This is a genomic window from Streptomyces sp. NPDC026515 (assembly GCF_055567595.1).
In genome coordinates, this window is the sequence record NZ_JBVHQD010000026.1 from 1 (window position 1) to 20,752 (window position 20,752).

The 20,752-nt window shown below is 69.6% G+C and carries 19 protein-coding genes and 4 pseudogenes; 15 read left to right on the plus strand and 8 right to left on the minus strand.

What is annotated here, in order from left to right; all coding sequences use genetic code 11:
• From ACZ4O3_RS37785 to ACZ4O3_RS37795, 3 genes and pseudogenes are all read left to right on the plus strand, one after another.
• Nucleotides 1-391 (plus strand): IS3 family transposase (locus tag ACZ4O3_RS37785; protein ID WP_467726726.1); only part of this gene is annotated, 391 nt, incomplete at its 5' end.
• A gap of 26 nt (nucleotides 392-417) precedes the next feature.
• A pseudogene (locus ACZ4O3_RS37790) lies at nucleotides 418-669 on the plus strand (IS256 family transposase); the annotation flags it as partial.
• A gap of 43 nt (nucleotides 670-712) precedes the next feature.
• Nucleotides 713-1,363 carry a chloramphenicol phosphotransferase CPT family protein gene (locus ACZ4O3_RS37795; protein WP_467726728.1) on the plus strand — a complete coding sequence of 217 codons (651 nt, stop codon included), beginning with the start codon at nucleotides 713-715 and terminating at the stop codon, nucleotides 1,361-1,363.
• Nucleotides 1,364-1,607: 244 nt separating this feature from the next.
• Here the strand turns inward: ACZ4O3_RS37795 and ACZ4O3_RS37800 are convergent, their stop codons facing one another.
• Together ACZ4O3_RS37800 and ACZ4O3_RS37805 are read right to left on the minus strand one after the other, a co-directional pair.
• Entirely contained in the window at nucleotides 1,608-2,510 is a 903-nt protein-coding gene (locus ACZ4O3_RS37800; protein WP_362732671.1) for an aminoglycoside phosphotransferase family protein, read from the minus strand.
• 273 nt (nucleotides 2,511-2,783) lie between these two features.
• Nucleotides 2,784-3,245, minus strand: coding sequence for a DUF6924 domain-containing protein (locus ACZ4O3_RS37805; RefSeq protein WP_467726730.1), 462 nt, complete (start codon nucleotides 3,243-3,245; stop codon nucleotides 2,784-2,786).
• 136 nt (nucleotides 3,246-3,381) lie between these two features.
• Here ACZ4O3_RS37805 and ACZ4O3_RS37810 point away from each other — a divergent pair.
• The 4 genes and pseudogenes from ACZ4O3_RS37810 to ACZ4O3_RS37825 form a co-directional block, all read left to right on the plus strand.
• Nucleotides 3,382-3,674: pseudogene (locus ACZ4O3_RS37810) on the plus strand (transposase); the annotation flags it as partial.
• An 834-nt stretch (nucleotides 3,675-4,508) separates the two neighbouring features.
• Complete coding sequence (locus tag ACZ4O3_RS37815) at nucleotides 4,509-5,063, plus strand: hypothetical protein (protein WP_467726839.1); 555 nt, start codon at nucleotides 4,509-4,511, stop codon at nucleotides 5,061-5,063.
• Between the two features lie 339 nt (nucleotides 5,064-5,402).
• A pseudogene (locus ACZ4O3_RS37820) lies at nucleotides 5,403-5,663 on the plus strand (transposase); the annotation flags it as partial.
• A gap of 124 nt (nucleotides 5,664-5,787) precedes the next feature.
• Complete coding sequence (locus tag ACZ4O3_RS37825) at nucleotides 5,788-6,111, plus strand: hypothetical protein (RefSeq protein WP_467726732.1); 324 nt, start codon at nucleotides 5,788-5,790, stop codon at nucleotides 6,109-6,111.
• 554 nt (nucleotides 6,112-6,665) lie between these two features.
• On the opposite strand, the gene ACZ4O3_RS37830 is transcribed toward ACZ4O3_RS37825, so the two are convergent.
• The 4 genes from ACZ4O3_RS37830 to ACZ4O3_RS37845 all read right to left on the minus strand — a co-directional run bounded on the left by ACZ4O3_RS37830 (nucleotide 6,666) and on the right by ACZ4O3_RS37845 (nucleotide 10,060).
• A complete protein-coding gene (locus ACZ4O3_RS37830; protein WP_467726734.1) occupies nucleotides 6,666-6,947 on the minus strand; it encodes a hypothetical protein in 282 nt (93 codons plus the stop codon).
• A gap of 979 nt (nucleotides 6,948-7,926) precedes the next feature.
• Nucleotides 7,927-8,913, minus strand: coding sequence for a YihY/virulence factor BrkB family protein (locus ACZ4O3_RS37835; protein ID WP_362719537.1), 987 nt, complete (start codon nucleotides 8,911-8,913; stop codon nucleotides 7,927-7,929).
• A 212-nt stretch (nucleotides 8,914-9,125) separates the two neighbouring features.
• Nucleotides 9,126-9,851, minus strand: a complete 726-nt coding sequence (locus ACZ4O3_RS37840; RefSeq protein ID WP_467726735.1) for a DUF1990 family protein — start codon at nucleotides 9,849-9,851, stop codon at nucleotides 9,126-9,128.
• A complete protein-coding gene (locus ACZ4O3_RS37845) occupies nucleotides 9,848-10,060 on the minus strand; it encodes a hypothetical protein (RefSeq protein WP_362719533.1) in 213 nt (70 codons plus the stop codon). The genes ACZ4O3_RS37840 and ACZ4O3_RS37845 overlap by 4 nt, the downstream gene beginning before the upstream one ends.
• 265 nt (nucleotides 10,061-10,325) lie before the next feature.
• Here ACZ4O3_RS37845 and ACZ4O3_RS37850 point away from each other — a divergent pair, with 265 nt between their 5' ends.
• The gene (locus ACZ4O3_RS37850; protein WP_467726737.1) at nucleotides 10,326-10,943 is read left to right on the plus strand and encodes a DUF1990 domain-containing protein; all 618 of its coding nucleotides are present in this window, start codon (nucleotides 10,326-10,328) and stop codon (nucleotides 10,941-10,943) included.
• A gap of 525 nt (nucleotides 10,944-11,468) precedes the next feature.
• On the opposite strand, the gene ACZ4O3_RS37855 is transcribed toward ACZ4O3_RS37850, so the two are convergent.
• The gene (locus tag ACZ4O3_RS37855; RefSeq protein ID WP_467726739.1) at nucleotides 11,469-12,338 is read right to left on the minus strand and encodes a UbiA family prenyltransferase; all 870 of its coding nucleotides are present in this window, start codon (nucleotides 12,336-12,338) and stop codon (nucleotides 11,469-11,471) included.
• 146 nt (nucleotides 12,339-12,484) lie between these two features.
• On the opposite strand from ACZ4O3_RS37855, the gene ACZ4O3_RS37860 reads away from it, so the two are divergent.
• From ACZ4O3_RS37860 to tal, 5 genes and pseudogenes are all read left to right on the plus strand, one after another.
• A complete protein-coding gene (locus tag ACZ4O3_RS37860; protein ID WP_467726741.1) occupies nucleotides 12,485-13,552 on the plus strand; it encodes a type III polyketide synthase in 1,068 nt (355 codons plus the stop codon).
• Nucleotides 13,553-13,576: 24 nt separating this feature from the next.
• Nucleotides 13,577-14,110: an isoprenylcysteine carboxyl methyltransferase family protein gene (locus ACZ4O3_RS37865; protein ID WP_384992620.1), complete on the plus strand. Its 534-nt coding sequence runs from the start codon at nucleotides 13,577-13,579 to the stop codon at nucleotides 14,108-14,110.
• Nucleotides 14,107-15,120, plus strand: a complete 1,014-nt coding sequence (locus ACZ4O3_RS37870; protein WP_467726841.1) for an NAD(P)/FAD-dependent oxidoreductase — start codon at nucleotides 14,107-14,109, stop codon at nucleotides 15,118-15,120. The genes ACZ4O3_RS37865 and ACZ4O3_RS37870 overlap by 4 nt, the downstream gene beginning before the upstream one ends.
• A gap of 783 nt (nucleotides 15,121-15,903) precedes the next feature.
• Nucleotides 15,904-16,857, plus strand: coding sequence for a fatty acid desaturase family protein (locus tag ACZ4O3_RS37875; RefSeq protein WP_467726743.1), 954 nt, complete (start codon nucleotides 15,904-15,906; stop codon nucleotides 16,855-16,857).
• A 46-nt stretch (nucleotides 16,858-16,903) separates the two neighbouring features.
• Nucleotides 16,904-17,958: pseudogene (gene tal / locus ACZ4O3_RS37880) on the plus strand (transaldolase); the annotation flags it as partial.
• Between the two features lie 739 nt (nucleotides 17,959-18,697).
• Here tal and ACZ4O3_RS37885 read toward each other — a convergent pair.
• Complete coding sequence (locus ACZ4O3_RS37885) at nucleotides 18,698-19,171, minus strand: hemerythrin domain-containing protein (protein WP_467726745.1); 474 nt, start codon at nucleotides 19,169-19,171, stop codon at nucleotides 18,698-18,700.
• Between the two features lie 501 nt (nucleotides 19,172-19,672).
• Between ACZ4O3_RS37885 and ACZ4O3_RS37890 the strand changes: the two genes are divergently transcribed.
• Both ACZ4O3_RS37890 and ACZ4O3_RS37895 read left to right on the plus strand, forming a co-directional pair.
• A complete protein-coding gene (locus tag ACZ4O3_RS37890; RefSeq protein ID WP_467726842.1) occupies nucleotides 19,673-20,026 on the plus strand; it encodes an STAS domain-containing protein in 354 nt (117 codons plus the stop codon).
• Nucleotides 20,023-20,748, plus strand: a complete 726-nt coding sequence (locus ACZ4O3_RS37895) for an ANTAR domain-containing protein (RefSeq protein WP_467726746.1) — start codon at nucleotides 20,023-20,025, stop codon at nucleotides 20,746-20,748. The genes ACZ4O3_RS37890 and ACZ4O3_RS37895 overlap by 4 nt, the downstream gene beginning before the upstream one ends.
• The last annotated feature ends 4 nt before the right edge of the window (nucleotides 20,749-20,752 follow it).

Genomic DNA, 20,752 nt, shown 5'->3' on the forward strand with positions numbered 1-20,752 from the left:
GGTCGGCTGGGCGACGGCCGACCACCTGCGAACCGATCTGGTCGCCGACGCCCTCTTGGCGGCCTGCCGACAGCGTCGTCCCACGCGGCCGGTGATCTTTCACTCGGATCGCGGCTGTCAGTACACCAGCCAGCAATTCGCCTCCCTGGCAACGGAGTTCGGCGTCCGCCTGTCCGTCGGCCGGACCGGTCAGTGCTGGGACAACGCACTCGCCGAGTCATTCTTCGCCACCATCAAACGGGAGGTGCTCGACATCAGCACCTGGCCCAGCCGGGCCGCTGCCCGCACCGCGATCTTCGACTTCATCGAAGGCTGGTACAACTTGCACCGACTGCACAGCAGCCTCGGCTACCGCAGTCCCGCCGAATACGAGACCGCACTCGCAGCCTGACCACCACACCGATGGTGTCCGTCAAAGCGGAACAAGCTCACCACCTGCGGACCACCAACCCCATCGAGTCGACGTTCTCCACCGTCAAGCTCCGCACCAAGGTCACCCGCAGCGCCGGCAGCCCGGCGGCCGCGCTCGCGACGGTGTTCAAGCTGGTCGAGTCCGCCCAGGCGCGATGGCGCGCGATCACCGGAGCCCATCTGGTGCCCCTGGTCCGCGCCGGCGCGCGCTTCGAGAACGGCGTCCTGGTCGAGCGAGAGGAGACCGAAGCGGCATGAGTTCAGGTGGCGCTCCTGCCACTACCTTCGAGATCATCCGCCCATGTCGCATGACGATGCACAACGAAACGAAGCGGTCCCGGCCAAGGCCCCCAGCAGCGAGACCCGCGGTCTTGAAGTACCTGACCAGCGGCCGGGCGGGCTGATCATCTTCCTGAACGGAACTTCGAGCTCAGGAAAGTCGAGCATCGCCCGAGAGCTTCTCCAGATCCTGGACGCATCGTTCTTTCACATGCCGGTGGACGCCTTCCATGCGATGCGGTCTGATCGGGACATCCCCGACGACCACCTGCAGGCCGAGATCGACCGAACCGCCATGGGCTTCCACCGCGCCGTCGCCGGGATGGCCGTGGCCGGCAACAACGTCGTGGTAGACCACGTGCTGAGCCAGCGCTGGCGCCTCCTCGACTGCCTCGCCCTCTTCACTGCCGAGAACGTCGTTCTCGTCGGCGTTCACTGCCCGTTGCCGGAGCTGGAGCGAAGGGAGCAGATCCGCGGCGACCGGACGCCAGGTCTTGCCGCGCGGCAGTTCGAGCAGGTCCACGCGCACGGCATCTACGACATCAAATGCGACACGAGCAAGAACACCCCTGGGGAGATCGCCCAGCAGATCAAGAACACCCTGGCTCAACGGCCGACTCCGACAGCGTTCACGCGGCTGAAGGTCGCCCTGCGCGCCGGCAATCCGAACTGAGCTCCACCCACAAGTCTTGACAATTGCTCTGCGGCGGGTATACCGCACGCGAGGTGGGCAGGCCCCGCAGGACACGGTGGCGCACCCGCAGGTCGGTGGACTCAGCGAACACCCGCATGGCCGCCTCCCGCCAGGCGTCCTTGACGCAGGCTGTGTGGCCGGAGACATGGAAGCCGCGGCAGCTGATTGGGGCGGTGGCCGGGTCATTCCGGTTGGGGCTACGTAGCGATACTCCGTGTCCGCGTCACGCTGTCAGCACACGATCGAGCGCTGCCCGGCCTGCGGGTCCCCACGTCGGCTTGCCGCCCGGAAGTCCCTGCTCCCCGTTCTGGCCCATCAGGATGAGGAAGAGGCTCTTCATGGCAGCCAACCCTCGGGCGCGCCGGATCGTCGCCTCGTCCGCCCGCGCGTACACCTCGAAGAACCGTGAGCCGGCGCCCGCGGGAAGCAGCAGCCACGCGGCCGTCAGGTCCCATGCTGGATCGCCGGCGAACATGGCGTCGAAATCAATCACGCCCGACAGCGTCCCGTCCGAGACGACGACATTCGCGGGATGGAGGTCACCGTGCAGCCATAGCGGCGGGCCCTCCCACTCGGGGGCCGCAACGGCATCGTCCCAGACGTCCCACACGGCCCGTGCATCGGCGGAAAAGCCGCCGGGGACAATGGCCCGCAAGAAATTCTCGAAGGCGCCCGTGTACTCCTTGGGGTGACCGCCACGGTCCGAACTGGCCGGCGCCTCAGCGGGCGCCGCCACATGGAGCGCCCTGAGGAAGCCCGCCAGAGTGTCGGCCGCGTGGTCGCCGCGACTGATCGAGGTGTAGTCGAGTGGCTCGCCACCGACCCACGTCATCACACTCCACGGCCTCGGAAAGCGCACGGACGGTTCGCCGATCCGCACAGGCACCGGAACCGGGAGCGGAAGACGCGGGGCCACGACAGGCAGCCACCGGCACTCCTTGCGCAAGGGACCCGTGGCACCTTCCATGCGCGGCATACGCACAGCCAACTCATCCCCAAGACGCCACATCTGGTTGCCCCAGCCACCCGCAACCTCACGGATGGCCAGCCCTTCAAGATCCGGATGCTGCTCCCTCAGCAGCTCGCGGACCAGGTCTGCGGTGATCTCGATCTCAGAGTCGGTCATGCAAAGCCACAGTACTGGGGCAGCCGGAGCGAACCTCACTCTCCAGAAGATCCAGCTGGACGAACTTCGTTGCGAGAGGTCAGCAAAGACGCCCCTGCACGCTCGGATCAGGAACAGCCGCTCCCCCCATCGCGTGTATGCCAGTCGTCCTTGTGCCGAGCTTATGGGAGCGGCCGAAGGCCTGTTCATCGTCCGAGCAGCTGCCGTACAGGGCGTGCAGAGCTCCTTCGCGGTGCGCTTGGCGGGGCGTCCGACCGGGCCCGTGGTGAGCCTCTAGAAGGACCGAAAGATCTCTGCGGGGTCGGTCCGGGCCGCCTCTGCGACATCTGCGAAGTCCAGGTTGGCGATCGCCAGATTCGCGTGGATGTCGTGAATGCCGGCGGGAATGGTGCGAACCGATCCGCCGTATGCCTCGAACTCCTCGTCGCTCTCGCACTCGTCCCTGGTCAGGACCGCCACGGCCAGCAGCGGATGTTGGTGGTCTCGCATAGTTGTGCGGTCGGCAAGGAAGACCACGCTCAGGTCCTCGTCCGCTGACACGGCCGTGATCACGTCATCGGGTGTGGCGCCGGTCCAGACCGGATCGTCGACGATGTGGACGTGGGGCTCGTAGTCACCATCGCCCCACACTCTCAACAACTCCTCCCGTACGGCTTGCCAGACCGTCTCATCACTGAAGTCAGTTCTTATGACCAGTGCGGCGAACTCACCATGACGAGTGACAGCGGGCAGCACTTCGGGTTCCGATCTCTACGGGTGCATGCAACCCGTACAAGATGCCAGGCCGTACCGACCGCCGGTCGCTCCTCAGTGAGAAGCGCCATCACCGAAGAGACGGAACGACCTCAAGGGGCGGTCACGGTAGGCCGGAATCGGTGGAGTCGGCGCTTCCCTTTGGAATTTTCGGAGGCGGCGGGCCTGGTCGGAAGGACTGCAGCTGACCATGCAGGTCCTGGAGTCCGCCCCGGAAGGTGAGATCACTGATCACCTCGGCTATGAGAAGCACGACTCAGCCGGCCGGGGCAGTGGCAACTCCCGCAACGCAGGCCGGGCCAGGACCGTGCTGACCGACGTCGGGCCGGTCGAGGTAAAGGTCCCAGGTGACACACGAGCACGTTCGAGCCGCAGATCGCCAAGAAGCGGCGACGCCGGCTGACCGGGGTCGGCTTTTGCCGCGCGCGCCGGGCGACTTGCCCGGCTTCTTCCCGGCAGCCGGCTGTCTCCCGCGCGGCGGCGAGGCGGGCGAGGGCGCTCGCGTCTCCCGCCCGGTCGGCACGCTGGTGGAGACGCCGAGCCTCATTGCGCGCGATGCGGCCGCCGGTCTCCCTGATCTCCGCAATCCGGACGACGGCCGACGTGTCCCCCGCCGTGGCGGCCAACCGTCCCAGTCGTTCCGCTCCTTGTGTGACTCCTGCCAGTTCTCGCAATTCGGCCAGTCGGACGAGCGGGCGCGTGTCGCCCGCGGCGGCGGCCTGCACCGTAAGATCTTCGGCCTCATGGCGGTGGCCGGCCTTCGCCTTCATGACGGCGAGTCGGATCAGAGCATTGGTGCTGCCCGCGTCCGCGGCCTGCTCCAGGAGCAGGCCGGCTTCCCACTCGGCGCGGTTCATCCGTTCGATCTCGGCAGGCCGGGCGATGGCATCGGTGTCGCCCGCACCGGCAACCTGCTGGGCGAGTTGTTCCGCCCGGATGAACCGGTGGCGGATCCGGGCCGCATCAGCGAGGCTGACGAAGCTCTCGGGGAAGAGGCTCACCGGCGAGTGCGCCGAAAGACTTCGGCCGGATTCATGGCCGGATCCCGCCCTCCGCACGACGGGTACGTCACAGCTGGGTATCCCTCCGGCAGGTACATCGGCGCACGCGGGGTGGGAGGAGCCGACCCGGGTGGCATGGAGGGGACCAGAGGCCGAGAGGGGACCGTCACGCCGGAGCCGGCGGCGACTCGCGATCCGTGCCCTGCGCGACCAGGGGCGTTACGGGCCGACCCTGCGCGAGGTGATGCCCGCGTTCGCGGGCGTCGTGGCGGTGGTGTGCGGGGTGGTGGCGGGCGTCGCGGTGGCCTACCGGGCGCTCGGGGCCGGCGTGCTCGTGGCGGCGCTGGCGCTCCTCGCCGTCGCCACCCCGGTCGTGGTCCGGCACCACCGTCCGCTGGCCCGTCGCCGCCTGGGGCACTACACGCCCGAGGAACTCGCGGAACTGGACACGGACGGGCTCATCCTGGCCGTGTCCCGGATGCTGCGCCGGGACGGCTGGGTGGTTCTCCCGCCGTCCACCCGGCAGGATCGGCCACGGGTTCGCGCACGGAACGGCCAGGGCCACCGCATAGAAGTGGCGTTCCGTCCAGTGGCCGAGCCCCTGCCCGACGAGGACGCGTCCGCGCGGTCCGCACGCCGGACGGGCACCACTCTGCGGCTCGTTGTACACCGGGGGACCTTCAGCCACCGTGACGTCCAATGGGCGCGGCGCCAGGGCGACATCCACCTCATCGACGGCCCGCGCCTGAGGAGTTGGGCGCACGGCACACCCCTGCACCGGCTGACCGATGCCTCCTGAGCGGCCGCTCCTGGAACCGCGCCGGGTAGAGGCGACCGCTTGCGGGTGAGCGAAGGCGCGCTCGCCAACCCAGTGTTGGGTTCCACGTCCGGAACCGTGTTCGGTGCCACGTCGCGCCGTCAATGTCTCCACGCCGAGCTCGCGAACGAGGCGGCGGTACCTGTCGTGGTCGCAGCCACGGTCACCGAACGACACACCAGGACGACGCCCGGGCCGACCGCGCTCGCCCCGCACAGGGCGGCTCACGACCGGAGGTATTCTCCCTGCGGATCGAAGCAGACGAGGCCGTGTTCGCGAGCCGGCACAACGGCCTACTGGCTCTGACAAAACCTGCTGATCATGCGACTGTGGGCTTGTCTGCTCGTCGAATCGGTCGTGGGGAAACGTCAGTCGCGGCCGTGGATCGTGTCGGATGAACTGTGGTCGCTCATCGAACCGCTGCTGCCCGTGCCGGCGCCGAAGCTGGTCGAGGGCAGACCTCGAGTGCCGGACCGGCAAGCACTGCGCGGGATTCCCTTCGTCCTGCACACAGGCACCCAATGGGAGTACTTGCCTCAGGAGCTGGGCTTCGGGTCGGGCATGACGTGCTGGCGGCGCCTGGCCTGGGGACTGCGCATCGAACGCGTCGAGATCAAGGACATCGCCCTTCCGGAGGGTTCCAGGCGTCCCAGCAGCTGACCGACGCCGCCGCGACCATGGCCGACACCCCCGGAGCACCGCAACTGTGCCTGCTGAGACCGTCGTGGACGTCTCGGTGGAGAAGAACAGCACGCTCGTCATGCCGTTCCCCGTGGAGATGCTCCGCTTCTTCGAGCACCAGAGCAGGGAACCCGACGGCGAGTACGCGCGCCGGATCGGCTCACGCTCCGCGCAGCCCGAACTGACCGTCCCTGTCCAGCCGGTCGCCCCCGTCTTGCCTCTGAGCGGAGAACGCGTCGGCTCCGGCGGCGAGCGGATCGGCAGTCGTGCGGCAGTGGCGCGGGAACGGCGGGACAACTGGCCGGCACGAGCGGGCTTCGACCCCGACGGGTCACGTGTCCACGGCTGATCACCGCCCGGTCCCGGGCAGTCACCGGGAGTGAGAAGATCTGTGTCGCGGCAAGTCGTCCACCGGTCGTCCGTTCGCCGGGCGGTGGGCGTAGTCGACCACGATGTGCCAGTCACCCGAGTGCGTGAACAGTTTGCGTGACCGGCCCGAGAGCCGGTCCGCCGCGTCGTGGACCCGGAAGCCCACACTGTGGGGGTGCTGGTATCCGAACGGGTAGAGGGCGAACCGCGGGATCAGCAGCATCGACGAGCGTGGACTTCTCCAACTACCCATATCCAGCGGACAGTTCGAGGATGTTGGTGCCCGAGGTCACGTCTCCGGGTGAAGTGACGGTAGCAACACCCCCTGGAATGGGGGGCTGAGGACCGCGGCCTCGGTGGAGGACCAGGCGGGTCAGGACGTAGTGGCGCTGGCGCGCCGCTGGCCACTCATGGAGAGGCGATCGCGCTGTGAGGTACGCCCTCGTTCACGAGGTGCCCCTCCCCACGAAGAACACGCCCGGAGTGACGAGAAGAACCGCCCAGGATTCCCTGGATGCCGGACCGGTTCACCGGTCACCCACGGCGGTTGTCGTCCCGACGGTCATCGCGCCGCCAGCGCGCCCGGTTCTGACGGTTGTAGCGACGGTCCCAGCGGTCCTGACGGTCGCGCCGTTCCCGGTAGTCGCGGTAGTCACCAAGGTCGTCGGACCTGTCGCCGCGGATCCAGCCTCCCCTGGGCTCACGGCCGTAGCGGGAGAGGCCGAAGAGCAGCACGGCCGCGGCCACCCACCAAAGAGGATGGAGAAAGCCGAGGCCGAGCAGGACCACGATCAGGACGACAAGCAGAACGAACACGGCGGGCCTCCCCGGAGCGGAGCAACGCATCAGTGCCGGGGGCCGGGGCCTGTTCGAACAGCCTAGCCCTCCATGGAGGTTACGGATAGCGACCCGTGTCCGCGGCTTCCGGCCGAACCGGCGGGACCCGATTGGCCACTTGACAGCTGCCCGGCGAGTACCTCGGGGACTAGCGTGCATGGTGCGGCCCTTGCCCCCCGGCAGCGTCGATCACCTCTCGCGCTCCTCCGAGGGCGTACCTCGCGCATCAGTGCCGGGATCCGTCCCGTACTCGATCCCGGCGCGGCATCGATGCGCTTCCTGCGGGCACCTGTTGCTGCCCGTCACGTCGCACGCACTTCACGACAGGCGGTACACGTGTACGCGCTGATCGTTCCGGCTCGCCCCCTTCGTCCTGCTCGCCACCATGCTGGGCCTGTCCTGGCGGGAGGACCGCATCCCGCCGGCGGCCGAGTCGGCCGAAGCCTCCGGCTGGGCTCCGCCAACCCCTGCCCCGCTCACCGAACCCCTCAGTGCCAACGCTCCGTTGACAAGGGAGGTCGCCCGGCGCTGACTTGCGGCACGGCGTAGGACCATGCCACTGCGGATCACCCGGGTGACACATTTCGTCTTCCCGCCTCAATGCGAGGAAGAGATCCGCGCGTACCTCCTGGGTCAGCTCTTCGGCGTCGTCGCGATGGCGCGATCGCTGTGCTGCGTACTGCACGGCCGGCAACGGCGAGACGTCCGCGGCGGTCAGGCAGGTGAGGGCTTCGCCCGCTGCTGCAGGCGGCAATACCTGGGCGCTGAGGTACCGGTCCCGCGACGAACCACCGACAAGCGTTGGCCTGGGGCATCCGCAGTGCGAGATCGCTGTGGTACGCGCAAAGGACGCGAGCGGTGGGATTCGCGTGAGGGTGACCCCGACGTTCATGTGAGGCGCCGCTGACCGTGCGCGGTCTCCACATGCGCTGGGCCGGCGTCTGTGTCGCGGACCGCTTCAGTCAAGGCGACGGTGTTCCTCCGCGCTCCAGGCGCGGGTGTCACGCGGCGGGAGGTACGGCTCTTCGCCCTTGGGCAGTCCGCCGACGACGGCACGCTGGCGGGCCAGCTCCGCGTCGAACTCCAGGCCCAGCAGGACCGCGATATTGCTGATCCACAGCCACATCAGGAAAACGATCACCCCGGCGAGCGTGCCGTACGTCTTGTTGTACGACGCGAAGTGCGCCACATAGAACGCGAAGCCCGCCGAGGCGATCATCCAGAGCAACAGGGCCAGCACACTGCCCGGAGTGACCCACCGGAAGCCGCGGCCCTTCACGTTCGGCGCCGCCCAGTACAGGATCGCCACCATGGCCATGACCATCACGACCAGCCCCGGCCACTTCGCGATCGACCACACCTTCAGGGCGAAGCCCCCGATCCCCAGCGCCGAACCGGCGGCGCGGGCCAGACCACCGGTGAACACCACGATCAACGCGCTCACCACCGTCAGGACCAGCAGTACCACGGTGACGCCGACCCGGATCGGCAGCACCTTCCACATCGGCCGGCCCTCGGGCATGTCGTACACCACGTTGGCACTGCGGATGAACGCCGCGATGTAGCCGGAGGCCGACCACACGGCCAACACGACGCCGGCCAAAGCGACGATCGAGCCGATGCCGCCGGACGCCTGAAGCTGCCGAACCGCGTCGGTGATGACGTCCCGGGCCGAACTCGGCGCCAGTTTCTCGACGTTGTCCAGGACCCGTTGGGTCGCCGACCTGCCGGCGATACCGAGCAGCGACACCAGAACCAGCAGCGCCGGGAAGAGTGACAGGATTCCGTAGTACGTCAACGCCGCGGCACGGTCGGCTAGTTCGTCATTCTGGAATTCCCTGGCCGTGCCCTTTACCACTGCCCAGAGGGACCCTTTCGGAAGTGCGGTGGGCCTGTCCGGCGTATGTCTCTCGGCCTGCTGTCTGGGTCCCGTTGTCCGTCGCATACCACTGGGGTATCCCCGCCCGGCTCAACCATGTGTCCGCACTGCGCGCCCTGCCCGTGTGCGGCCGCCGCGCCTGGATGGCCGCAGGAGTCCCGGGTGTGCCCTGGAAGCCACGCGCGTGAGGCGCTCCCTCGCATTGAGCCAGCCCACAGTGCGTCCGGCGTCCCAGACGGCAGCCCGTTCTTCGCCGAGGCGGGCGGAGCCATCGGTGCTCAGCCGGGGGCTACCCGGTGAATCGCGAGGGCGTCGAGGCGATACGCCCGGGCGTCGGACGGCGCCCACACGAGCTGCCCCGTCCGTGTCGACCGCCCCGGGGGTTGGTCCGGGGCGCACTCCACAAAGCGTTGAAGACGCGCGATGCACTCCCGGTAGAAACGCGACTGGGTCGGCCGGCCGAAGAGCTGCCAACCGAGTCGGACGACTCGGCCCAGGGCCGGGGAACCCTGCGAATAACAGGAGACGACGAAACTCACCTCGCCCGTGTCGCAGCGCTTCACCACCTCGTAGGCCACCTTTCCCCGTTCGAGGTGTCCTTCCAGAGTCTCGTACGCCCATCCCCAGACACGGACATCGCCGCGCCACCGGTCGACGACCTCGGTGACACGTACCCCGCAATAGAAATGCAGACCGTAGAAGCGCGCTTCGAGCAACATGTCCCGGCCGAGCAGGGGCTGCTCCGGGTCGTACACCGCCCGCACGATCCGCGGAGGCGAGAACTCGTAGTCCCGGACGAACCGGCAGGCCCGCTCCCACGTTCCGCCCGGGTCCGGAAGCCCGGGACCTTCCGCCGGCAGGGACGCACTGTACGTGTCGATGTTCCAGGCCGGGCGCCGCACCTCCTCGACCGCGTAGTTGACGCGAGCGTCCGCGAGGTCCCGCAGGACACGAGCCGCGTCGACGCGTCCGAAGACGCGATCGCGGGAGGCGACGGATGTCACTGCGGTTCCCGCAGCGCCTCACCGATGAGCCACAGCATGGGAGGCCACAGCCCGACGAACAGCGCGCGTCGCTCGGCGTTGCCCCGCTGCTCCTGGTCGGAGGTCTTGGCGCGGACCCAGAGAGCGACGCACAGGCCGATCGCGGCGAACGAAACGAGGTGGAAATGGGTACGGCGCAGGCCGGCACCGTACAGGATCCGAATCACCATGTGGACCTCCCTCTTTCCGTGCGTGCGTGTCACCCTCCCAGTACCGGGTACTCAGACGAATATGCGCATTCCAGGGCATAAAATACTGAAGGCGAAGGAAGCCCCCGTGTCACACTGCCACCCACGCGCGCTCACCGTCCTCGCACAATGGGCGCTGGGAACGATCCTGGTCACGTGGCGCTACCTGTGGGCTACGACTCCCCTCCACCGCGGAGGCGAGCGACGTGGAGATGACCGGGACCGCCCGCCGCGGGTGCCCGAGACAATGCTTGACAACCGGGTGCAGCTCTCGGAGGACGGTTACGGCCCCTTGTTCCACCGGCGCTTCATGGTGCGCATCGCCTCGCCTCAACTCGATGCCGAACGGCTCATCCTCCGGCTCTGCGAGGACTTCGGCCGCTTCGTGCCCTCGGAGGTTGTGGGCATACGCTCCCAGCAGGCGCCCGCCCGGGTGGGCGGACTGGGCCTCGCGGACGAACTCGTGGTGGTCATTCCGGGCCCCTGGAACGGGCCCGTGAGAGTCGTCCGCCGCGACCGGGACCGTCTTTGTCTGGTGACCCTGCGCGGCCACATGGAAGCTGGACAGATCCACTTCCGGGCATGCGGCGGTGACGGCGCACCGCTGGAGTTCGAGGTGGAGCTGTGGGCACGTGCCGGGAGCCGTCTGGTCGACCTCCTGTACTCGCGTCTGCGCGTGGCCAAGGAGGCGCAGCTCAACATGTGGGTCAGGTTCTGCCTGGGTGCGGTCGAGGCGTCAGGCGGCCGGTTGATGGACGGCGTGCACATCGCCACCCGTCGGCTCGATTCCCCGAGCGGGGCGCCGGTACGCACGGCTCCCCGGACCGTCGGGTCCGACATCGTGCGGCCGGGCAGAACCGCGTGAACCCCCGGGGGAGACAATCCCTCGTGTGCCAGATCCCGCCGGTCCGCACCGCCCGGGGCGCCGACGGAGTCGGCGACATACCCGTTCGGCGCCACCAGGTCCTCGGTGATCCCGGTCCTCCGTCAGGCCCGTACGGGCGGGGAGTTCCTCCGCTGCGAAGCTGCGGCCCAGCAGGGCGCTGAGGGGTGTACGCGCACCGGCCCGCCGGCGCCCGCAGCCGGTCGGCTGCATCCCGCCCGGCTTGGAGCGGTTGGAGCTGGAGACGGCGATAGGACGGTTCGGGGCGGCTTGGTCGTCGGCGCACGCGTCACTCCGCGCCGCCGTCCAGAACCGGCCGAAGCACCGGACTCCGCCGACATCGCCACCACGGTTGTGCTCAGTACGGGCACCGGCGGATCAGACGAAGCGCGACCTGGCCACGACGGGGAACAGCACTCGTGAGCCGACAACGCCGCCACGGGTCGGGGAACTCCCGCCTGCGCCGGCGGTTCCGTCCGGTATGTGCCGGTCGGAGCGGCGGAGCGATCAGGCGATCCTGGTGCCGCGCAGCAGCAGCAACGCCACGTCCACCACCGCCACGGCAACGGCTGCCGCGAACGCCGCCCGCGGCCGGCGGCGTCCCAGCACCGTCCCCGCCACCGCGACCAGGCCGGCCACCGCGACCGCCGTCCCTCCCCATCCGCCGGTGTCCCCGGCAGGCCCCAGCGCCAGAACAGCGGACGCGGTCACCAGCGGAACCGGCAGCAGCAGCCGCGCGCCCTCCGGGCCCAGCCGGTGCGGCCATCCCTGGACACCCGTCGCCAGATCCCCGCGGATGTCCGGCAGTACGTCGCCCAGATGGGCTCCGACCCCCAGCAGCGCCCCGGCGGTGACAATCCACCAGGCCGGCCACGGCTGTCCCGGGAGCCCCAGCGCCACGAACGCCGGGAGCGCGGCGAAACCCAATGCGTACGGCGCCCAGGACCATGCGGTCGCCTTGAGCCGCAGGTCGTACGCCCACGCCGCCGCGACCCCGGCCAAGTGGACGGCGCCCGCCCACAGGCCACAGGCGAACGAGAGCGGCACGCACAACGCCAGCGCGGCGTATGCGGCCACCCACACCTCCGCCACACCGACCCTGCCGTCGGCGACGGGTTTGCCGCGGCGGCCGGAGGCGATGTCTCGGCGGGCGTCGAACGCGTCGTTGCACCATCCGACGGACAACTGCCCGCTCAGAACCGCGGCTGCGGTCAGGACACAACCCGCGGCCCCCTGCCCGGCGGTCACGGCCAGCGCGGCCATCAGACCCGTGACCGTCACGACTGGCGCGGGGTGGCACGCCCCGGCCAGGCCACCCACCCGGACGGCCCAACCCGCGGCCGCGCCGCCGGCCGTCGACTGCTCAGGAGTACCCACCCGGCCGATCGTAGGCGCCCCGCCCCACCCGGCCCGAGCACGCGCCCCGGGACGAACAGCCGGACGGGCGATCCGTGGTGGCGGAGCCGCGGTCCGGGGAACACGTGCAGAGCAGCTCATCCCAGTCGATAGCCGGACGGGACCACATGACGCGGATCGCCGCCGTTCACGGTGCCCTCGCACCGCACCGTCGCACCCAGTGCGAGATCACCGACATGGTGGCCCGCGTCTGTCTCCCCGGGGGCACCGACCGCCGGGTCCTGGACCGGCTGCACCGCGGCACGAAAGTCCGCTCGCGCTATATGACGCTGCCGCTGGAACAGTACGCGGAGCTCGAAGGATTCGGCGCCGCCAACGACATCTTCGTCGCCGCCGCCACCGACCTGGGCGCCAAGGCCGTCCGGGACGCGCTGCACACAGCCGGCCTGTACGCCGCCGACGTGGATCTGCTGATCTTCACCTCCGTCACCGGTATCGCCATCCCCTCGATCGACGCACGCCTCGTCGGCCGCCTTGGGCTGCGGCCGGACGTCAAACGGCTGCCCCTGTTCGGCCTCGGCTGCGCCGGCGGCGCCTCCGGACTGGCCCGTATGCACGACTACCTGCTTGGCCGGCCCGACCAGGTGGCGGTACTGCTGTCCGTCGAACTGTGCTCGCTCACCTTCCAGCGCAACGACGCCTCCATGGCCAACCTGGTCGCCACCGGACTGTTCGGTGACGGCGCCGCCGCGGTCGTCGCGTACGGCGCGAACCGGCCGTGCCGCCCGGACGAGACCGCGGGCCCGGTGATCGTGGACACCCGCAGCCACCTGTATCCGGACACCGGGCAGATCATAGGCTGGAACATCAGCGACTCCGGCTTCCAGATCGTGCTCGACCCGCAGGTCCCTGACGTCGTGCGCCACTACCTCGCCGACGACGTCGAGGGGTTCCTCGACGACCACGGCCTGAAGCCGAAGGACGTGTCCGCCTGGGTGTGCCACCCCGGCGGCCCCAAGGTCCTGCAGGCCGTCACCGAGGCCCTCGACCTGCCCGAAGAGGCACTCGACGTGACCTGGCGCCACCTGGCCGACGTGGGCAACCTGTCCTCGTCATCAGTGCTCCACGTACTGCGCGACACCCTGGCCGAACGCCGCCCGCCGCCGGGCACTCCGGGTGTCCTGCTGGCGATGGGACCCGGCTTCGCATGCGAACTCGTTCTCCTGCGCTGGTAGTCGAACCTCGAAGGACACAGGTACATGATCTGGTACGGACTGCTGGTCGCCGCCGTTGCCGCCGAACGCGTCGCCGAACTCGCCGTTGCCCGCCGCAACGAACGGTGGAGCACGGCCCACGGCGCAACCGAGGCCGGCCAGGGCCACTACCCGGCCATGGTCGCCCTCCACACCGCCTTGCTGATCGCCTGTCCGGCCGAGGTGTGGCTGGCCGGCCGCCCCTTCGTGCCCGCCCTGGCCTGGCCGACGCTCGCCGTACTGGTGGCCGCCCAGGCACTGCGGTGGTGGTGCATCGCGACCCTGGGACCCCGTTGGAACACCCGGGTGATCGTCGTACCCGGCCTGCCACCGGTGACCAGCGGCCCCTACCGGTGGCGGTGGCTGCGGCATCCGAACTACGTGGCCGTCGTCGCCGAGGGCGCGGCCCTGCCCCTCGTTCGCACCGCCTGGGTCACCGCAGCCATGTTCACGGCACTCAACGCTGCCCTGCTCACCGTGCGCATCCGATGCGAGGACCAAGCACTCGCCGCCGCGTCGACCACGGCCGCTCCGGCGTGATCGACGTACTGGTGGCCGGCGGCGGACCCGCCGGTCTGGCAGCCGCCATCCACGCCGCGCTCGTCGGCCTGGAGGCCGTGGTCGTCGAACCCCGGACCGCGCCCATCGACAAGGCCTGCGGAGAAGGCGTCATGCCATCCGGTCTCGCCGCACTGCGGGCACTGGGCGTCGAGGTCACCGGCCGCGAACTGCGCGGCATCCGATACGTGGACGGTGGTTGCCGCGCCGAAGCTTCCTTCCACGGCCGAAGCGGCTTGGGAATCCGCCGCACCACCTTGCACTCCGCACTGCACCAGCGCGCTCTCAGCCTTGGCGTGCGCATGCTGCCGGGCAAGGTCGGCGAGGTGCACCAGAGCGCAGACACGGTCACCGCCGCCGGAATCACGGCCCGTTGGCTGATCGCCGCCGATGGCCTGCACTCCCCCGTACGCCGCCGCCTGGGGCTGGAACTGCCGGACCGTCCCCTCGGCCGCTACGGACTGCGCCGGCACTACCGCACCGAGCCGTGGTCGGACTTCGTGGAGGTCCACTGGGGCCGGCACGGCGAGGCCTACGTGACACCGGTCGGCGACGACCTGGTGGGCGTCGCCGTCCTCAGCCGCAGCCGTCGCGGCTACGCCGATCACCTGGCCGGCTTTCCGGCCCTCTGCGCGTCGCTGCGCGGCCCGGCCGTGACGGAGGTACGCGGCGCGGGACCATTGCTTCAGCGAGTACGACGAAGAGTAGCGGGACGGGTTCTGCTCGTCGGCGACGCCGCGGGCTACCTGGATGCCCTCACCGGCGAGGGCATCGCCCTCGCACTGGCGACCGCCGGGGCCGCCGTCCGCTGCCTGGCCACCGGGCGACCGCACTCGTACGAGCACGCCTGGCTACGCCTCACCCGGCGCCACCGACTCCTGACCGGAGCCCTGCTGGCCGCGAGCCGCCGTCCCGGCACCGCCCGCCTCATCGTCCCGGCAGCATCCCGGATGCCCCCGGTGTTCTCAGCCGCGGTCCACGCACTGCAGTAGTCGCCTGCCCTCGTTCACCCCGCAGGTGAAAGCCGACCGTACGCGCCCGACACCGGCAGCTGCCGTCGGGGGGGGCAAGGTGGCCGCCGAGTGCACGGAGCTGATCTTTCCCTGCCGCACGCACTCACCCGTCACAGCCTGGGCCGCATGCGACGTCGTCCGCGCTGGTGACCCGGAGGATGAAGTCATCCGCGTCGACGGCTCCGCAGCGCGGAGACTTCCGCGTCGCCCGCCGAGGCCGCCAGGACGATCTCCCCGCCCCGCCCGCAGCAGTTCGCCCACCGAGTCCAGCGCCGGCAGCCGCTCGAAGTACGTGGCGTAGAGGGTGTGGTGGGCAGCGGTGAGCTGCCCGTCCGGGGCGTGTCGACGCCACGCCGGGAATGCTCTGTCGCGCAGCCCGCGGAGTACCCGGACGAGTCCTCCCGCCCGTCGTGCGGGCCCGGGTCGGTGTCGAGGCCGCGGTGAGGCAGGGCTGACGCGACGTGGTCGGCGACGCCGGACGCATCGTCAGCCTGGACCACTACGGGCGTCCGCGTGCGGGAACCCGATTCGGGGGTACCCGCAGTCACGTCAAGTCTCTCGCAGGCTTCAAGGGACGCCTCCCCTCGGAGGCGGACCGGCCGTGACCCCGCCGACGGCTGCGTGGAGTGAATTCCGGAGCGCGAGGCCCGGGCAGCCATCGAAAGGGTCCCATCTGTGATCACCGAATTTCCTGTCACACCCGCTCGGAGCGCCGGCAGTGACTTCGCCAGGCTGTCGCGGACGATCGCGGACAGCGGCCTGATGGGCCGTCGACCCGGCTACTACACCGCCCGGATCAGTGCCGTGGCCGTCCTGTACGCGGGCGGCTGGGCCGGCTTCGTCCTGATCGGTGCGAGCTGGTGGACGCTGGCGGTCGCCGGGGCGCTCGCTCTGGTTTTCGGTCAGGTCGCCCTCGTCACCCACGACATCGCTCACCGCCAGGTGTTCCGGCTGCGCAGGATGAGCGAGTCGACGGGACGGATCGCCGCGAACGCCGGGATCGGCATGGGATTCGGCTGGTGGCAGGAGAAACACACCCGCCACCACGCCAACCCCAACCACGAACAACTCGACCCCGACATCGTCCCCGACCTGCTGGTCTGGACGCGGACCCAGGCCGCCGAGGCCAGCGGACTGCCCCGGCTGATCGGCCGTTCACAGGCCTACCTGTTCTTCCCCCTCCTCACCCTGGAGAGCCTCAACCTGCACGTGGCGAGTGTCCGGGCCCTGAGGACACGCCCACTCAGGCACCGGCTCGCGGAGGCGATCCTGCTCTTCGGACACTTCGCCTGCTACCTGACCGTGGTGTTCCTGGTGCTGCCGCCCGGCATGGCGGTCGCCTTCATCGCCGTCCACCAGGGCCTCTTCGGAATGTACCTGGGCTCGATCTTCGCCCCCAACCACAAGGGCATGCCGGTCCTCACCAGCGCGGACCGCCCGGACTTCCTGCGCCGCCAGGTCCTCACCTCCCGCAATGTACGCGGCGGCCGGATCACCGACATCGCGCTCGGCGGCCTGAACTACCAGATCGAGCACCATCTTTTCCCGAGCATGCCGACGCCCAACCTGCGCAAGGCACAGGTCGTCGTCCGTCGCTACTGCGAGGAACTGGGCGTCGACTACCTCGAAACCAGCCTGGCCACGTCCTACCGGCAGGCCCTGCGCAGCCTCCACCAGGCGGGGGCCCCGTTGCGTCGCACCGGGGCGACTGCCTAGAAGCACCCCCACTCCCCCGCTCCGGAGATCGAGCGTCTCCCCGTCCATCCCTTCCACCGCGTCCGACCCGCTCGCCGACCTCTCCGCCGCCGGCGTCCCGGTCTGGCTCGACGGCCTGTCCCGCGAACTGCCGGCCGGCGGCGAACTGGCCGAACTCATCGCCGACCGGCACGTCGCGAGGGTCACGACCAACCCCACGATCTTCGCCTCCGCGCTGTCACACGGAGCCCGCCACACCGAACAGCACGACGCCGTCTTCACCCTCACCACCGACGACGTGCGGGCCGCTTGCCAGGTCCTCGCGCCGGTCCATGAGAAGACCGGCGGCGTGGGCGGGCGTGTGTCGATAGAAGTCGACCGAGGCTGGCCCAGGACGCCAAAGCCACCGTCGAGCAGGCGGTGAAGCTGTGGGAGGCGGTCGGGCAGCCGAACCTGTTCGTCAAGATCCCGGCCACCCACGACGGGCTCACGGCCATCACGGAGGTCCTGGCGCGCGGGATCGGTGTGAACGTCACGCTGATCTTCTCCCTGGACCGATACCGCGCGGTGATGGACGCCCACGCGGCCGGGCTGAAGCGAGCCCGGGAGGCCGGACACGACCCGTCGGGCATCCGTTCGGTCGCCTCGTTCCTCGTCTCGCGGGTGGACACCGAGGTGGACCGCCGCCTCGACGCCATCGGCACGTCCGAGGCCCTGGAGTTCAGGGGCGACGCCGCCGTCGCCACCGCACGCCAGGCGTACCGGGCCCACGAGACCACGGCGACGGAACCCCGGTGCCAACGTCTGGCCGAGGCCGGTTCCAGGCCGCAGCGCCCGCTGGGCGCCTCCACCGGGGTCAAGGACCCGACTTACCCCGATACGAAGCACGTCAGCGAGTTGGCCATCGCCGGCACCGTGAACACCATGCCCGACACCACCCTGGCCGCGTACGCCGACCACGGTACGCTCTGCCTTCGCTCACCGGCGATCGACGACCACAGTGCGGCGCTGGAGCGTGTCGGCATGGACTTCGCGGACGTGACCAGGACTCTCGGACGTGAGGGATTGGCCGAATTCGCGAAGAGCTGGACCGAACTGCGCGCCACCGTCAGCCGGGAGATGGGCACGGACGACGACGCAGCCGAACATGCCGACGAGGGCAGGGAGAGCGCCCCGGCCGAAGCGGCACCGGCGGGTGGCGAGTTGCTGGCGATCTACCTCAACGACCACCTGGCGGCGCGACCGCCGGCGCGCAGTTGGCGCGCCAGGCCGCCGGGGCTCGACCGGGCGAGCCCGAACTGGCCGAACTGGCCCGGCAGGTGGAGCAGGCCGGCCGGCTGAAGCCCAACGGCCACCTCTTCTCCCGGTCCCCGCTCAGCGACGTCCTGGAGCTGGAGTCGATCCTCGTCGGCGTCGCGGCCAAGGCCGCCTGCTGGCGCACCCTGCGCACGGTGGCCCGGATCAACGAGCGTCTCTACGCCGAGCATCTCGATTTCCTGTCGGAACGCGCGGAGCGCCAGACCGCACTCATGGAGCAGATGCGCCTCGCGGCGGCCGGCCGAGCCATCAAATGGCCCGCTCTTCTCCGGAGGCCGCGGCCACGAACACCGAGGTGTCCGCCCGGCGAACCCCGCGACCTGTGCGATGCCGACGCGGAACTTCCAGGTCTGATCGTTCCGGGACTGATGATCCGGGGGTGTGGCACGTCTCGGCCGAAGTCGCGGCGGTGGATGACCTCCGTGTCTGACCCTTCCGCCTTCGCGACACCGCAGCCGCGAAGGCGGAAGGCGTTTCATGATCAGGCAGGAGGCGCGGGGACCCGGTCGAAACCGGCGTCGAAGGTGTCACTGCCCCATGGAGGTCATTCGTGGGCGCTGGGGACCTTCAGGGGATCATGAGGGGCGGCAGGCTTGGCGGCGGCGAGTTGCTCGCCCAGTTCCGCCAGCCGGCCGCGGCCGAGAGCGGAGCGGACCTCGGGGAACCACTCCTTCTCCTCCTCCTCGACGTGGTGCCGGACGTTCTCGATGAGGACGGTCATCTTGGCGTCGAACCGCTCGTCCTGGGGATCCAGGCCCGCCAGCTCCGACAGCATCCACAGCACCACGTGGTGCTCCTCGACGCTCTCCAGCACGTGGTCGGTGGTGTCCGGGACGGCGGCACGTGCGGCGGGATAGAAGATCTCCTCCTCGATCCAGGCATGGACCGTCAGCTCCTCGATCACCTTGTCGGCGATCTTCCGCTTCGTCTTGTAAGCACGCTCCCCGGCCTGCTCGAACTCCTTGAACAGCTTCTCGACCGTCTGGTGGTCGTCCTTGAGCAGCACAATCGCATCCATGGGCCCGCCTCTCGATCTCCGGCACGTCCCGCGAGGAGCGGGTGTTTTCGCCGGTGGAATCCCTGGAGCCGATCAGCTCCCATCGCTCCGGCTACCCCCGGTATCGCGTCCGACCCACCGCGAGCCAACCTTCTACCGCGTGCGGTCACGTCGTGACACGACGTGGGTGCACTGACTGTGACCACCGCCGGTCACGACGGACGCCCCGCTGCCGACGAGCCGTGGGGCGCGAAGGGAGGGCGGACTGCTGTGCACCGCTCCCGACGCGGCGTAAGCTGACGCTTGCGTCCCAGACCCCGGCGCTCGTCGACAGACGGTGTCGTCCTTCGGCAAGCGGACCGTCTTCCTTGTCGGTCGCTCAGGTGGTTCTACCGCCGGTCCCGGCACCGACCCCTCGGCGAACTCGCTGCTCACCATTGGAGCGCGCCTGCATGGATGCCCCCTTCACGGTGGCTTCGAGACGGGCGGGGAAGCCGAGGCGCTGTGCAATTCGTGCGTACGATGATCCGGTACCGCGGCAACGGCCGGGCGACCGTCTTCCTGGAGGGTGAGATCGATCGGACCACCGTTCCAGCCGTAGGCGCCGCCCTGGCGACATGCCTGGCCAACAGGATGACGGAGATCGACGTCGATCTGGCTGCCGTCGGGTTCTGCGACGCCAGCGGTCTGAACGTCTTCCTCGAAGTCTCCCAGCACCTGGCCGCCTCGGAGGGCGAGCTGAGGCTGCACCATCCAGCCCCGGTGGTGAACCGGCTCCTGAACCTCACGGGCACGGAACACCTCCTGGCAGAGGAGAACTCGGACGTGGAACAGCCACCGGCCGGGACAGCTCAGCCCTCCAGCGGAGCCGCATGATCAGCGATCGGATGGCGGGAATCCTGCGGCTGCTGCAAACCGGGGAGTGGCCCGACGTGGCGGCTGACACGGCTGAGCTGCTCGCCGTGGACGGGATTGCGGTCAGCGCGGTCGGCGGGCCAGGCCCGACGGAGATCCTCTGGTCCTCGGACGGCCTCTCGCGTGACTTCGAGGACCTGCAGCTCACCCTTGGACACGGCCCGGGGCCGGACTGCCTTGCCGACGGCATCGCGGTGCGCGTCCCCGATCTGGACCGCGTGCGAGGGGACCGCTGGCCCGCCCTCCTCCTCGAGGCGTCCGCCCTGAACGTGCGGGCGGTGTTCTGCTTTCCCCTGCACATCGGTGCCATCACCCTCGGCGTGCTGACCCTGGTCAGAAAGACCCCAGGACACCTCACGCCCGTGCAGGGCGACGACGTCAACGTACTGGCCGTCGCTCTGACCAAGCGGGTCCTGGAACCCGGAGGTCCCCTGCTGTCCGCCGCGGAGAACCAGGACCTGGCCGCACCGGCACTGCACCAGGCGGTCCTCCACCAGGCGACCGGCATGGTCAGCGTGCAGCTTTCCGTAACCCTGGCAGAGGCTCTGCTGCGGCTCCGCGCCTACGCCTACGGCAACAGCCGCACCCTCACCGACACAGCTCGGGACGTGGTGGACAGACGGCTGCGGCTCGAACCCGATCCGCGACCGACGAACGTCACCGAAGACGAAGACGAGGACTGATCTC

Coding starts and splice junctions, on each gene's coding strand:
- ACZ4O3_RS37860 (WP_467726741.1), top strand. CDS start 12,485: ATGACGCGGATCGCCGCCGTTCACGGTGCCCTCGCACCGCACCGTCGC.
- ACZ4O3_RS37885 (WP_467726745.1), bottom strand. CDS start 19,171: ATGGATGCGATTGTGCTGCTCAAGGACGACCACCAGACGGTCGAGAAG.
- ACZ4O3_RS37850 (WP_467726737.1), top strand. CDS start 10,326: ATGCTTGACAACCGGGTGCAGCTCTCGGAGGACGGTTACGGCCCCTTG.
- ACZ4O3_RS37835 (WP_362719537.1), bottom strand. CDS start 8,913: ATGCGACGGACAACGGGACCCAGACAGCAGGCCGAGAGACATACGCCG.
- ACZ4O3_RS37845 (WP_362719533.1), bottom strand. CDS start 10,060: ATGGTGATTCGGATCCTGTACGGTGCCGGCCTGCGCCGTACCCATTTC.
- ACZ4O3_RS37875 (WP_467726743.1), top strand. CDS start 15,904: ATGGGCCGTCGACCCGGCTACTACACCGCCCGGATCAGTGCCGTGGCC.
- ACZ4O3_RS37865 (WP_384992620.1), top strand. CDS start 13,577: ATGATCTGGTACGGACTGCTGGTCGCCGCCGTTGCCGCCGAACGCGTC.
- ACZ4O3_RS37800 (WP_362732671.1), bottom strand. CDS start 2,510: ATGACCGACTCTGAGATCGAGATCACCGCAGACCTGGTCCGCGAGCTG.
- ACZ4O3_RS37815 (WP_467726839.1), top strand. CDS start 4,509: ATGCCCGCGTTCGCGGGCGTCGTGGCGGTGGTGTGCGGGGTGGTGGCG.
- ACZ4O3_RS37895 (WP_467726746.1), top strand. CDS start 20,023: ATGATCAGCGATCGGATGGCGGGAATCCTGCGGCTGCTGCAAACCGGG.
- ACZ4O3_RS37890 (WP_467726842.1), top strand. CDS start 19,673: ATGATCCGGTACCGCGGCAACGGCCGGGCGACCGTCTTCCTGGAGGGT.
- ACZ4O3_RS37795 (WP_467726728.1), top strand. CDS start 713: ATGTCGCATGACGATGCACAACGAAACGAAGCGGTCCCGGCCAAGGCC.